Source organism: Nocardioides sp. LHD-245, from assembly GCF_030929495.1.
Lineage (GTDB): Bacteria > Actinomycetota > Actinomycetes > Propionibacteriales > Nocardioidaceae > Nocardioides.
Genome location: NZ_JAVFWN010000009.1, coordinates 189,799 through 202,789, shown reverse-complemented (window position 1 = coordinate 202,789; position 12,991 = coordinate 189,799). Strand labels below are relative to the sequence as shown.

13 protein-coding genes are annotated in these 12,991 nt (G+C 71.3%); 6 read left to right on the top strand and 7 right to left on the bottom strand.

From position 1 onward, the window contains the following. Positions 1-7: 7 nt before the first annotated feature. The 3 genes from tdh (at position 8) to RB608_RS14555 (ending at position 3,019) form a co-directional block, all read left to right on the top strand. The gene (gene tdh / locus RB608_RS14565; RefSeq protein ID WP_308088701.1) at positions 8-1,051 is read left to right on the top strand and encodes an L-threonine 3-dehydrogenase; all 1,044 of its coding nucleotides are present in this window, start codon (positions 8-10) and stop codon (positions 1,049-1,051) included. Positions 1,052-1,151: 100 nt separating this feature from the next. After that, entirely contained in the window at positions 1,152-2,207 is a 1,056-nt protein-coding gene (locus RB608_RS14560) for an LLM class F420-dependent oxidoreductase (RefSeq protein WP_308088700.1), read from the top strand. Beyond that, positions 2,204-3,019 carry a crotonase/enoyl-CoA hydratase family protein gene (locus tag RB608_RS14555; protein WP_308088699.1) on the top strand — a complete coding sequence of 272 codons (816 nt, stop codon included), beginning with the start codon at positions 2,204-2,206 and terminating at the stop codon, positions 3,017-3,019. The genes RB608_RS14560 and RB608_RS14555 overlap by 4 nt, the downstream gene beginning before the upstream one ends. A gap of 48 nt (positions 3,020-3,067) precedes the next feature. Here the strand turns inward: RB608_RS14555 and RB608_RS14550 are convergent, their stop codons facing one another. The 4 genes from RB608_RS14550 to RB608_RS14535 form a co-directional block, all read right to left on the bottom strand. Then, on the bottom strand, positions 3,068-3,370 hold the full coding sequence (locus RB608_RS14550) for a DUF4031 domain-containing protein (protein WP_308088698.1): 303 nt from the start codon (positions 3,368-3,370) through the stop codon (positions 3,068-3,070). Positions 3,371-3,476: 106 nt separating this feature from the next. Next, a complete protein-coding gene (locus tag RB608_RS14545; protein ID WP_308088697.1) occupies positions 3,477-4,028 on the bottom strand; it encodes an NlpC/P60 family protein in 552 nt (183 codons plus the stop codon). 331 nt (positions 4,029-4,359) lie between these two features. Next, positions 4,360-5,031, bottom strand: coding sequence for a hypothetical protein (locus RB608_RS14540; RefSeq protein ID WP_308088696.1), 672 nt, complete (start codon positions 5,029-5,031; stop codon positions 4,360-4,362). A gap of 96 nt (positions 5,032-5,127) precedes the next feature. Next, complete coding sequence (locus RB608_RS14535) at positions 5,128-6,567, bottom strand: glyceraldehyde-3-phosphate dehydrogenase (protein WP_308088695.1); 1,440 nt, start codon at positions 6,565-6,567, stop codon at positions 5,128-5,130. Between the two features lie 255 nt (positions 6,568-6,822). Between RB608_RS14535 and corA the strand changes: the two genes are divergently transcribed. Next, a complete protein-coding gene (corA, locus tag RB608_RS14530; protein WP_308088694.1) occupies positions 6,823-8,031 on the top strand; it encodes a magnesium/cobalt transporter CorA in 1,209 nt (402 codons plus the stop codon). A gap of 67 nt (positions 8,032-8,098) precedes the next feature. On the opposite strand, the gene RB608_RS14525 is transcribed toward corA, so the two are convergent. Beyond that, complete coding sequence (locus RB608_RS14525) at positions 8,099-8,596, bottom strand: VOC family protein (protein ID WP_308088693.1); 498 nt, start codon at positions 8,594-8,596, stop codon at positions 8,099-8,101. Positions 8,597-8,655: 59 nt separating this feature from the next. Between RB608_RS14525 and RB608_RS14520 the strand changes: the two genes are divergently transcribed. Continuing rightward, the gene (locus RB608_RS14520; protein WP_308088692.1) at positions 8,656-9,120 is read left to right on the top strand and encodes a MarR family winged helix-turn-helix transcriptional regulator; all 465 of its coding nucleotides are present in this window, start codon (positions 8,656-8,658) and stop codon (positions 9,118-9,120) included. 248 nt (positions 9,121-9,368) lie between these two features. On the opposite strand, the gene RB608_RS14515 is transcribed toward RB608_RS14520, so the two are convergent. Beyond that, positions 9,369-10,919: an FAD-dependent oxidoreductase gene (locus tag RB608_RS14515; protein WP_308088691.1), complete on the bottom strand. Its 1,551-nt coding sequence runs from the start codon at positions 10,917-10,919 to the stop codon at positions 9,369-9,371. A 19-nt stretch (positions 10,920-10,938) separates the two neighbouring features. Then, positions 10,939-11,232: an HU family DNA-binding protein gene (locus RB608_RS14510; protein WP_308088690.1), complete on the bottom strand. Its 294-nt coding sequence runs from the start codon at positions 11,230-11,232 to the stop codon at positions 10,939-10,941. A 118-nt stretch (positions 11,233-11,350) separates the two neighbouring features. On the opposite strand from RB608_RS14510, the gene RB608_RS14505 reads away from it, so the two are divergent. Further along, positions 11,351-12,961 carry a choice-of-anchor M domain-containing protein gene (locus RB608_RS14505; RefSeq protein ID WP_308088688.1) on the top strand — a complete coding sequence of 537 codons (1,611 nt, stop codon included), beginning with the start codon at positions 11,351-11,353 and terminating at the stop codon, positions 12,959-12,961. Positions 12,962-12,991: the final 30 nt, after the last annotated feature.

Genomic DNA, 12,991 nt, shown 5'->3' with positions numbered 1-12,991 from the left:
ACGACCGATGTTCGCCTTGCGAAAGACAGAACCGACAGCAGGATTCACCCCGACGTACGACGCCCCCGTCCCCGAGCCCGGTGCCGGCGAGGTGCTGGTCGCGGTCACGCACGCCGGCGTCTGCGGCACCGACAAGGGGATCTACGAGTGGGCGCCGTGGACCGCCGGCCACGTCACGCTGGGGACGACGGTCGGTCACGAGTTCGTCGGCCGGGTCGCCGCCGTCGGGGACGCGGTCGCCCGGGTGCGCGTGGGACAGCGGGTCAGCGGGGAGGGACACTTCGCCTGCGGGTCGTGCCAGGCCTGTCGCACCGGCTACAGCCACGTGTGCCAGGAGGTGCGCATCCTCGGCGCCGGCGTCGACGGCTGCTTCGCGGACTACGTCGTCCTGCCGGAGGCGAACGTGTGGCCGGTCCACGAGTCCATCCCCGACGACATCGCGGCGATCCTCGACCCGATCGGCAACGCGATGCACACGGTCATGACCGCGGGCGTCGCCGGCCGCAGCGTCGTGGTGACCGGGGCCGGCGTGATCGGCGCGATCTCCATCGCCATCGCCCGCGCCGCGGGCGCGGGGACCATCATCGCCACCGACATCAGTCCGCGGCGACTCGACCTCGCGCTCGAGATGGGCGCCGACCACGTCCTGCCGGCTGCGGATCCGGAGTGGCCCGAGCAGGCACGCCGCCTGGTCGACGGCGGTCCCGACGTGCTGTTGGAGATGAGTGGCAGTCCCGCGGCGATCGGCCAGGGACTGGCGTCCCTTCGGTGCGGGGGAACCGCGGCCCTCCTCGGCGTACCCACCCAGCCGGTCGAGATCGACCTGCTCAACGACGTGGTCTTCAAGGGCCTCACCATCCACGGCGTGTTCGGGCGTCGCATGTTCGAGACCTGGTACCAGGTCGAGAACTTCCTGCTGGGCGGCCGGTTGCGCCTCGACCCCGTCATCAGCCACCGGATCCCGCTCCACGACTACGACCGGGCGTTCCGCCTCATGTCGTCCGACGAGGCGATGAAGATCGTGCTCGTGGTCGACCCCGAGGCGGCGTGAGCCTCGCGCCGAGGAGGTCCGGTCGCGGCGCGCTGGGCCGGTGGACGATGATCGACCTCAGCACCCGTTGGAATCCAGATCCGAAGCACTGAGGAGACCCATGCGACTCGGCATGATCATCGACTACTCCGGCGGATTCGCCGAGACCGTGGAGCTGCTCCAGGAGTACGAGCGCAACGGACTCGACCTGGTCGCGATGCCGGAGGCGTACTCCTTCGACGCGGTCAGCCAGCTCGGCTACATCGCCGCCAAGACCGAGCGGCTCGAGCTGATGTCGGCGATCTTCCAGATCTACACCCGCACCCCCTCGCTCACCGCGATGACCGCGGCGGGCCTGGACTTCGTCTCCGACGGCCGGTTCACGCTCGGCCTGGGCGCGAGCGGGCCGCAGGTGATCGAGGGCTTCCACGGCGTCAAGTACGACGCCCCGCTGGGTCGCACCCGCGAGGTGATCGAGATCTGCCGGCAGGTGTGGCAGCGGCAGCCGGTGGAGTTCGAGGGCAGGTTCTACGACGTCCCGCTCACCAAGGACAAGGGCGGCTCGGGCCTCGGCAAGCCGCTCAAGCTCATCAACCACCCGGTCCGCAGCGAGATCCCGATCTCGGTCGCCGCGCTCGGCCCCAAGAACGTCGCGCTCGTCGCCGAGCTGGCCAACGGCTGGCAGCCGCTGTTCTTCCACCCCGGCAAGGTCGACCTCGCCTGGGGACCGTCACTCGCGGAGGGGTTCGCGAAGCGCGACGCCGCGCTCGGCGAGCTCGACATCCAGCTCCAGATCGCCTTCCACCTCGGCGAGCCCTCGCCCGAGGCCGTGCAGGCGATCCGCAACCAGCTCGCGCTCTACATCGGCGGGATGGGCGCGCGCGACAAGAACTTCTACAACCAGCTGGCCTGCCGCTACGGCTACGAGGCCGAGGCGAAGGAGATCCAGGACCGCTACCTGTCCGGCCAGAAGGCGGAGGCCGCCGCCGCCGTACCCCAGGAGCTGGTGGACGCCGTGACCCTGCTCGGCGACGAGGACGCGATCCGTCGCCAGGTGGCCGAGTTCCACGCGGCCGGCGTGCGCACCTTCCTGCTCAATCCGCTCGCCGCGGCCGACGAGGAGAAGGTCGCGCAGGTGAGCCGGCTCTCCGAGATCGTCGAGGAGGTCGCTCCGTGACCGAGCGCAGGTTCACCGTCAGCCACGACGCGGCGGTCGCCACCGTCGGTCTGGCGGGGCCGGACGGCAAGGCCGTCATGGATGACGCGTTCTTCGGCGAGCTGGCCGCCACCTTCGCCGAGCTCGACGCCGACGACGCCGTCCGGGCGGTCGTGCTGACCGGGGCAGGGAAGCACTTCTCGTACGGCCTCGACCTGGCCGCCGCCGCACAGACCTTCGCCCCACTGCGGGCGGCCACCCACGCCGGCGCCCGTCAGGAGCTGATGGCGCTGATCCGCCGCTGGCAGTCGGCGCTCGACGTCGTCGCGAGCCTCCGCAAGCCCACGGTCGCCGCCGTCACCGGCTGGTGCATCGGCGGTGGCGTCGACCTCGCGGTCGCGTGCGACGTGCGGGTCGCCTCGGCCGACGCGGTCTTCAGCGTGCGTGAGGCCAAGGTCGGCATCGTCGCCGACCTCGGCAGCCTCCAGCGCCTCGTCGGCGTGATCGGCGACGGCCACCTCCGCGAGCTCGCCCTCACCGGCGACGACATCGATGCCGACCGCGCCGCGCGGATCGGCCTGGTCAACCATGTCCACGCCTCCGCCGACGAGGCCCGTACGGCGGCCGCCGGACTCGCCGCGCGGATGGCGGCGAACTCACCCCTGGTGCTGCGCGGCGTCAAGGACGTCCTCGACGCCGAGCGGGCTCCGCGGGTCGAGGCGGGGCTGCGCTACACCGCCGTGTGGAACGCGGCCTTCCTTCTGAGCGACGACCTCGACGAGGCGATGCTGGCGTTCCTCGAGCGGAGGCCGCCCGGGTTCACCGGCCGCTGACACCGACCCGGCGCATCTGAACGCGAAAGAGGCGCCGACCCGGCGCGTTCAAACGCGCCGGGTCGGCGCGTCCCGCTTCGCCCGGGTGATCGCGGCGACCGCGCGACCGTAGGTGATCGGTGTCGCGCCGAGCGCCAGCGCCCGCTGCCGGGTCGGCTCGGTGACGTCGAAGTGCTCGGTGGCCGTGCCTGGGTTCTGGATCCAGCGCGCCTCGATGCCGAGCCGTTCGGCGAACGCCAGCAGCTCGCGGCGCCCGGCCTCGCCGGGGAGATCGGAGAGCAGGTGCGACCAGACGCCGTCGACCGGTCCCACGATCGCGGGCCGTTGCATGTCGTCGACGTACACGGTCATGGGGAGAACCTAGTGGACCTGGTGGCGCACCCCCGGGCGCACGGGGCCGGGCATGCGGACGCCGGCACTCCCTCATCCGGAGTGCCGGCGTCCGGGGTCGGTCGGCTCAGCGGACCCGGCCGTAGAAGACCGAGCCGGTCCAGATCCGGTCCTTGCGCACCGGTACGCCGGGCCGCGAGGCGTGCCAGATCATGCGCGCGCCGGCGTAGATGCCGACGTGGTAGACCCGGCCGCCGCTGGTGAAGAACACCAGGTCGCCGACCTGCGGGCTGCGGACCCGCTGGGTGGCGCCGGCCTGGGCGGAGGAGGTGCGGGGCAGGTTCTCGCCGACGTGGCGGTAGACCCACTGCACGAGACCGGAGCAGTCGAAGGCGTTCGGCCCGGCCGCGCCGTACGCATAGGGCTTCCCGGCCCGCGAACGGACCGTGGCCATGACCTTGTCGATGCGCTTCTCGGCGCGCTCCTCGGCCTTCTCCTTCTTGGACTTGCCGCCGTCCGCGGGGTCGTCGGCGGCGTGATCCTTGTTCTGCTCGGCGGGGGTGAGGGTGGAGACGACGTCGTCGGCGTGGGCCTGCGGGGCCGACGTGAACAGGCACGCGGCGGCGAGGAGCGGGACGACGAGCAGGCGCGCGGCAGCGCGCGACGCGATGGTGGACATCAGAAGGGAACTCCGTCAGCGGCGCCTGCGAGAGATGACCTGTCGGGCTTGGGCTGCTGGTGCCCAGGGACGGTCTCGTCCCTTCGCCCCGAGCCGGATCGCTGTCCGGCGTACTGCCTGGGTCCCCCGTGCCCGCGCTTACCTCATCGTGGTCGATGTCTCCCCACCGTCGAGCGCGGGCCTCGGCGCGACGCGGGCGGCCTCCCCGGGTCGGGGAGGTCTCGACCGACCATTCGACCCGGGGGCCGTGGCCGGCGCAGTGGCCGAGATCACGTTTCGGGGGTGGCGATCCTCACCCGATCCGATGTAACGGCCCCCTTCGGGACCTCGCTCACCCCGGAAGGTGCGGGTCCGCCAGCAGGTACTGGGTCACGCGGCCGTCGCGCGAACGGTGCGGCCGCACCGGCTCGGGGATCATCCGGCCCTCGGCGGTGTCCCAGAACCGGTCCACCCGCAGCGCGACGCGACGGGCCAGCCGCCCGGGGACGCCGCGGTGGGGGAGGTAGGGGTGGGGCCGGGTCGGCACCCGCCGCTCGGCACGGAAGAGGCGCTGCGCGAGCTGGCCGCGCTCGTCCGTGGAGGTGGCGCCGGCCAGGTCGTCGACCAGCCGCAGCTCCAGGTCGCGGGTGCCGGCCAGCTCGCGCTCGACCTCCTCCCAGATCGACGTCCACGGCCGTCGTACGGCGAACGTCGAGCCGTAGAGCTTGGCCTTGAGCTCGACCAGGGCGACCTCCAGCCGCCGGCTCTGCCGGGCGAAGTCGCGGGCGCGTCGATGGCGCTGCCCCAGGTGCCGGAGGGCGGCGGGCACGAGGACGGCGTTGACCGCGGCGACATGACGGCTGGTGCTCGCCAGGAACGGATCGGCGGCGCTGTACGCCGCGCGCGGCCGGTCCCGCGTCGGATGGCACGCCTCGGCGCTGCGCATCCGAGCGTGGAGCACCGCGTGGGTCTGCGTGATGGTGTCGGCGAGGATGTCGACGCCGGCTTCCGGGCTGTCGTTCATGGTTCCACCTCCGTGTGAACCCCCCTCAAATGCAGTGTGCGCCGGTCCCGCGCCCCTCGCAAGGGGCGGGACCGGCGCACACGGGCGCGGGTGCCGTCAGGCGCGCGGCAGCGTCGTGTACTCCACGCCGCAGATGTACTGCACCGTGCGCAGCACCTGGCAGGAGTAGCCGAACTCGTTGTCGTACCAGACGTAGAGGATGGCCGAGTCGCCGTCGACGATCGAGGCGCCGCCGTCGACGATCGAGGCCGCGCGGGCGCCGATGAAGTCGGTGGAGACGGCGTCGGAGGCGGTCGTGTAGTCGAGGTTGCGGGCCAGCGGACCGGTCAGCGACGCCTTGCGCAGGTGGGCGTTGACCTCCTCGCGCGTGGTCTCGCGCTTGAGCTGCAGCGACAGGATCGCGATCGAGACGTCCGGCGTGGGGACCCGGATCGAGTTTCCGGTGATCCTGGCGTCGAGGTCCGGGAGCACCTTGGCCACGGCGGAGGCGGCACCGGTCTCGGTGATGACCAGGTTGAGCGGCGCGGATCGACCGCGCCGGTCGGCCTTGTGGAAGTTGTCGAGCAGATTCTGGTCGTTGGTGAACGAGTGCACCGTCTCGACGTGCCCGCGGGTGATGCCGAACTCGTCCTCCATCGCCTTGAGCGGCGGGACGATCGCGTTGGTCGTGCACGACGCGCACGACAGGATCTTCTCGTCGAGGTCGACGTCGAGGTGGTTGACGCCGTGCACGATGTTCGGCACGTCGCCCTTCCCCGGCGCGGTCAGCAGCACCTTCGCGATGCCGGGGCGCAGGTGCGTCGAGAGGCCCTCGCGGTCGCGCCAGATGCCGGTGTTGTCGATCAGGATGGCGTCGTCGATGCCGTACTCGGTGTAGTCGACCTCCTCGGGGGAGTTCGAGTAGATCACCTGGATCACGTTGCCGTTGGCGATGATCTGGTTCTTCTCCACGTCGACCGTGATCGACCCGTTGAAGGACCCGTGGATCGAGTCGCGGCGCAGCAGCGAGGCGCGCTTCTTCAGGTCGTCGCCCTTGGCCTTGCGCACCACCACGGCGCGCAGGCGCAGGCCGTTGCCGGAGCCGGACTTCTCGACGAGGAGCCGCGCGACCAGGCGGCCGATCCGGCCGAAGCCGTAGAGGACGACGTCCTGCGGGCACGGGGCCGGGCTCTTGTTGTCGCCGGTCGCCTCGGCCAGTGCCGCGGCGGTGAACTCGACGATCGACGGCGATCCGTCGGCGGCGCGGTGGGCGCGGATCAGTAGCGCCAGGTCGACCTTCGCGGCGCCCAGGTCGAGCGCGGCGATCGCCTCGAGGAAGGGGAAGGTGTCCGCCACGGACAGCTCGACGCCGTCGATCTGGCGGGCGTAGCGGTGCGTCTTGAGGATGTCGATCACCGACTTGTTCACCAGCGAGCGGCTGTGCAGAAGGATGGTGACGTCCTTCTCGCGGTGCAGCTTGCCGACGATCGGGATCATCGCCTCGGCGAGCTCCTCGTGGTTCTTCCAGCGAGTGAACTTGTCTTCGGTGGTGCTCAACGCTTCCCCTTGCAAGAGTCGACAAAGCGGCTCGATCGTAGGCCCCGGGCCTGACGCGGCCCTCATCGGGCCGCCCGGTGGGATGCGTGCGTTGGGTCACAGTGCGCGGGTCCCGGGCCGACCGACGGTTGGGCGCGGGTCGGCTCGGGTCCCTATGCTGGACGGCGACCCGTGGATTCCCGGAGCGAGGAGGTGATCGGCGATGGACGGCCAACCTCCCAGTCCCACCCCCGCTCACCACCCCGAGGATCCCGCATGTCCCAGAACCGGTCCGCGAGGACCATCCGCACGCCCCTCCGCAGCCTGACCGATCGAGTCCGGCGACCCCAGCAGGTCGTGCCGGCCACTGCCGCCGTACCGCCCGGCGGGTCCGGTCCCTCCGCCCCGTCCGGCCCGTCCGGTGCCGGCGGTCCCCCCGGCCCGAGCCTCGTCGACAGCGCGGTCTACGTCGACGGCGACCGGGTCGCGTCGCCGACGTCGCTCGCCGAGAGCTACCGCGCGCTCAACGACAACGACCAGGCTGTCGCCTGGATCGGGCTCTACCGGCCCGGGCAGCACGAGCTCGCCTCCCTGGCCGAGGAGTTCGACCTGCACGAGCTCGCCGTCGAGGACGCGATCGTCGCGCACCAGCGCCCCAAGCTGGAGCGGTACGACGAGACGCTGTTCGTCGTGCTCCGTGCGGCCCGCTATCTCGACGATGTCGAGGAGGTCGAGTTCGGCGAGGTGCACCTCTTCGTCGGCCCCGACTTCGTCGTCACCCTCCGGCATGCGGAGGCGCCCGACATCGCCGCCGTCCGGCGCCGTCTCGAGAGCAACCCCGACCTGCTCCGGCTCGGCCCCGAGGCGATCCTCTACGCGATCCTCGACCGGGTCGTCGACGGCTACCTGCCGGTCGTGGCGGGCCTGGAGAACGACATCGACGAGATCGAGACCGAGGTGTTCGGCGGCGACCCGGCGGTGTCGCGGCGCATCTACGAGCTGACCCGCGAGGTCATCGAGTTCCAGCGCGCCACGCGTCCGCTGGCGACCGTGCTGCGTCAGCTCACGCTGGGCTTCGCGAAGTACGGCACCGACGACGAGCTCCAGCGCTACCTGCGCGACGTCGACGACCACCTCACCCAGGTGATCGAGCAGGTGGACGGCTTCCGCCAGCTGCTGCGCGACATCCTCACCGTCAACGCCACCCTCGTCGCGCAGAAGCAGAACGAGGAGATGACGGCGCTGACCGAGGCCAGCCTCGACCAGAACGAGGAGGTCAAGCGGATCTCCGCCTGGGCCGCCATCCTGTTCGCGCCGACGCTGATCGGCACGGTCTACGGCATGAACTTCGACCAGATGCCCGAGCTGCACTGGCAGCTCGGCTACCCCTTCGCCGTGGTCCTGATGGCCATGGTGAGCGTCGGGCTGTACGCCGTCTTCCGCCGGCGCGGGTGGATCGGATCGTCGCCGCCGCGCCGCTTGTAACTAAGGGTTGCGGCACGAATTCGGCCGCCACAGCACCCGGGTAGTAGCCACAACGCCCGGGTAGTCGTCAGAGGACCTTGGTGCCGTACATCTCGCCGAGCGGGTCGGCGAGCAGCTCGAGGCGCTCGCCGTCCGGCCCGGGGAAGTAGAGCGAGACCTTCGACTCGAGGTGGTACGCCACTCCGGCGTCGTCGAGCTTGGCGCGCAGGTAGTCCCACTTCTCGCGGGTCACGGAGATCGCGAGGTGGTGGTGCCCACCGAGCACCTCGGCGTACGGCCCGAGGCCGAGGCCGGGCAGGGTAAAGAAGGCAAGCAGGTTGCCGGCGCCCACGTCGAAGAAGAAGTGGTCGGAGCCGGCGTAGTCGCGGTTCTCGAAGATCTCCGTCAGCGGGAACTCCAGCAGACCCTGATAGAAGTCGATGGTCCGCCGCACGTCCGAGGAGAGCAGCGCGGCGTGATGGATGCCGCGGGCACTGCTCTCGGGCCGCTCGCCCTCGGGGGCGAGATACTCCTTCTTGATCCGCTCGCGGTCCTTCGTGATCGCGTCGAGGTCAATCGTTGCCATGTCAACTACTCTCCTCGGAGATCGTGGATGTGTCAACATTCTCGGCTAGAATGTGCCTGATGAGTACGACGACGCGGTGGCTCGACGACGAGGAGCAGCGGGCCTGGCGGGCCTGGATCGACCTCAACGCCCAGCTGTCCGCGCGGCTCAACCGTGAGCTCCAGGCGGCCAGCGGCCTCTCCATCTCCGACTACGAGATCCTGGTCGCGCTGACCGACGGCGACGTGCCCGACCGCACACTGCGGATGTTCGAGCTCGGCGAGCGGCTGCAGTGGGAGAAGAGCCGGGTCTCCAAGCAGGTCTCCCGGATGGAGGCGCGTGGCCTCGTCGAGCGCCGGCACTGCGCCGACGACCGTCGAGGCGCGTTCGTGGACCTGACCGAGGCCGGCCAGGCCGCCATCGCCGCCGCCGCCCCCGGGCATGTCGCGCTGGTTCGCGAGCTGTTCTTCGACGGGCTCAGTGCCGACCAGGTGCGCAGCCTGGGCCGGTTCGCGACGACCGTCCTGGACCGCCTCGCCGACTGATCGGCCCTCAGCGGGGCCTCCGTCGCTTGTAACTAAGGGTTACCGCGAGGAATTCGGCGCACGAACGCCCGGGTAGTAGCAACAGCACCGACGTAGTCGCGACGTACGCCCGGGTTGCCACGGGTCATGCGCCCGGGCTGCCGCAGGCCATGCGCCTCGTGCGGTGACGACTGGTCGGGTCCATCTACCTGGGTGCTATGACCTCTACCCGGGCGTTCGTGCGCCGAATTCCTCGCGGTAACCCTTAGTTACAAGGGGCGGCGGGCCAGCATGTCCTCCACGGCGAGCGACGCGAACGTCATCGCCGCGCCGAGGGGCGCGCCCGGGCCCGGGTAGGCCGAGCCGAACACTGATGCGGTGGAGTTGCTGGCGGCGTACAGGCCGGGGATGGGAGTGCCGTTGGTGTCGAGGACCCGGGCGCTGGCGTCGGTGACCAGGCCGCCCTTGGTGCCGAGGTCGGAGAGTACGAACCGCGCGGCGGTGAACGGCGCCCGGTCGACGGGCACCAGCACCGCCGGCGGGCCGCCGCCCCCGGCGAAGAAGGTGTCGTACTCGTCCTCGCCGCGGCCGAAGTCCTCGTCCTTGCCCGCGGCCGCGAAGGCGTTGTAGCGCTCGACGGTCGCGACCAGCGCGGCCGGGTCGAGTCCCGCGGCCACCGCCAGGTCCTCGATCGTGTCCGCCTCCACCCAGGTGCCGGCGGCGAGATGCTCGGCCCGCTCGCCCTCGGGCATCGCGATCGCGGGGAGCCGGCCCTCCTCGCGGGAGTCGAAGACGAGCCAGGACGGCGTCCGGTCGGCGGATGCCGCCATCACTCGGCCGAACCGGTCGTAGGGCAGGCACTCGTTGCCGTACCGCTGCGCCGAGCCGTCGACCATCACGCCGCCCCGGAAGCCGAGCGTGAAGGCGCCGCCGCCGTCGGGCTGCTGCAGGCCCGGGCAGAACCAGCCCTCGCCCGACCAGTCGGTGACCGCGCCGATCTCGGTGGCCGCGTCGATGACCTCGCCGGTGTTGGTGCCGCGCGGTGCCATCGTCCACGCCGCGTCGCCGGGCGTCCCGTGGGCGGTACGGCGCTCCGGGCTCCCCTCGAAGCCGCCCGCCGCGATGAGGATCCCGCGCCGGGCCCCGACCTCGCCCGGGCCGTCCGGCCCATCGAAGCGGACCGTGGTGGCGCGGCCGTCGGCGTCGCTCCCGAAGCCGGTGACCTGGCGGCCGGTCGCGATGGTGCCGCCGTCACGGGCGGTCATCGCGGCGAGGCGGGCGATGAGTGCCTGGCCTCCGGACAGGGTGGACCGGCCCGGGCGGCCGACCCGGTCGCGCTCGACGGGCGGCCGCACGAGCGCGGTGACCGCGGCGTCGAGCTCGTCGCGACGGATGCCGACCGGCTGGATCGAGCGGCCCATCGGAACCCGTCCAGGGGCGTCGTAGTACTCCGAGAACGGGATCCATTCGAACTCCATGAGCGGATCCGCCTCGAGCCGCGCGACCAGCCGCGGCGCCTGGGCGAGCAGGGCCTCGACCCGGTCCGGGTCGGGCTCGTCGAGCACGGCCGCGAGGTAGGCCCGTGCGCCCTCGGTCGAGTCCGGCAGGCCGGCGCGCTGCTGCACGTCGCTGCCCGGCAGCCAGCAGGCGCCGCCGGAGTACGCCGACGTCCCGCCGACCAGCGGCGTCCGCTCGAGCACCAGGGTGCTGAGCCCGGCCGCGGCGGCGAGGGCGGCCCCGGTCAGGGCTCCGCCGCCCGACCCGACCACCACGACGTCGTACTCCTGCCGCAGGGCGTCCGCCCCGACCACACCGCTCATGGCGAAACGATAACGCGTTCTAGTTCTCCGCGGGCCGGCCGGCCGCGACCTGTCGCCGGAGGGCGGCGGCGGGCTTGAAGGCGGGCGCGACGCTCGCTGCGATCTCGATCGGCTCGCCTGTCTGCGGGTTCCGACCCGTGCGCGCCGCGCGGGCGCGCCGCTCGAAGGTTCCGAACCCCGGCAGGGCCACGCTTCCCTCCTCGGCCATGCCCCGGGCGATGCCGGCGAGCGTTGCGGCGACGGCCTCGGCTGCCTGGTGGGTGGTGAGGCCGGTCGCGTCGGCGACGACGGCGGTCAGGTCGGTGCGGTTCATCTGGTCCTCCTGGGGTCCGATCGGTGATGTACGGACACCCTAGTGCAAATGATAATCGTTCTCATGTAGAGTCCGGGCTCCCGACGGACCCGCCGTCGGTGGAGAGGGACGACACCCGATGAGAACCATCAGCTCACTGACTGCGCTGGCACTCGCCAGCGGCGCGGTCGCCGTCGGCCTGGCCGCACCCGCGGTCGCGGCCGACCGGCCCGTGGTCCTCGACCGTGGTCACATCGACCTGTTCGAGGTCACCTACGACCAGGCGAGCGCCGGTCTGGCGCTCCAGATCAAGGACGACACCGGACTGCACGATCCCGGTGCGACGTTCCGTGACCCCGCGGACGTGACCATCGCAGTCGACGACCAGATCGCCGCGCTCGAGGTGCCTGCTGCCGCGGGGTACGCGTTCCTGGGGGCCCCTGGGGACACCGTCTACATGCTGCCGCAGACCCAGAACCACGACCTGCCCTGGCCGGGCTGGAGCACCGAACGGCTGCCGTCCACCCTGCCGGCTGGCATCGATCTGCCGGCTGTAGGCAGTCCCGTGGAGCTCGAGGTCGAGGTCGACGGTCCCGGCGAGGTCCACTCCTTCATGAACGACTCCTTCGGCGGAGTCGAGAAGCACTACGTCGACAGCAGCGACGGGGGACCGGACGTCATCCCGATCTCGCGCAGCGCTCACGTCCACACGAACTGGACGTTCTCCGAGAAGGGCGACTACACCTTCGAGGTCACGCCGCGGGCCACGACGACCGGCGGGGGCACCCTCAGCGGCCCGACTGCGAGCTACCACATCCGTGTCGGCGACCCGGCGCCCGCCGACGTCGGCGTCGAGGTCACGCCCAACAAGCCGGACGCGACCTACCTCTACGGTCAGGGCATCACGCTCACGGCGGCCCCGACGACGGAGACGGACCTGGATCACTACCACTGGTTCATCAAGGCGCCGGGTGGCGCGGACTATGTGATCAGCAATAGGTCCAGCACGGGCGAGCTCAAACTGCCGACGTCACTGGTCTGGGACGGCGCGCAGGTCTACGCCAGCCTCTATGACCACTCCCACAACGTGGTGGCGTCCTCCGAGCCGCTGACCCTGCACGTCTCGCAGCTGCCCCAGGTCACCACGCTCACGGCACAGACCGACAAGGCGTCGTATGCCGTGGGGGACACCGCGCACCTCAGCTCGACCCAGAGCCCCGCGACGGGTGAGGACCACTTCCACTGGTACGTCCGCAAGCCCGGCGAGGAGTTCTTCACCTACATCCCCGACTCGAACCAGGCCACCGCCGACCTGCCCATCACCGCGGACCTGCAGGGCGCCGAGGTCGTCGCTCGGATCTTCGACCACGACCACGCGGTCATCGCCGAGTCGGCGCCCGTCGTGCTGAGCGTCGGCGCCGGTCAGGCGGTCTCGCCCCCGCCGGCCGCGGGCAAGGCGGCCAGCCAGGTCAGCGTCACGGTCAAGCCGAAGCGGCTCACGCCCGGCATGCGGGGCAAGGTCAAGGTCGCGGTCACGGTGCCCCTGGCGCCGGGTGCCGCGGTCACCGGGAAGGTCGTCGTCCGCGACGGCGGCAAGCGGATCGGCACCGGCACGGTCAAGGCGAACGGCAAGGTCGTGGTCAAGCTGCCGCGGCTCAAGGCCGGCAAGCACAAGCTCAAGGTCGTCTACAAGGGCGACGCCAGCACGGAGAGGTCGAGCACGACTCAGGTCGTGAAGGTCCGCCGCTGACTCCAGCCGACCTGACGGCTCTCCGCCTCC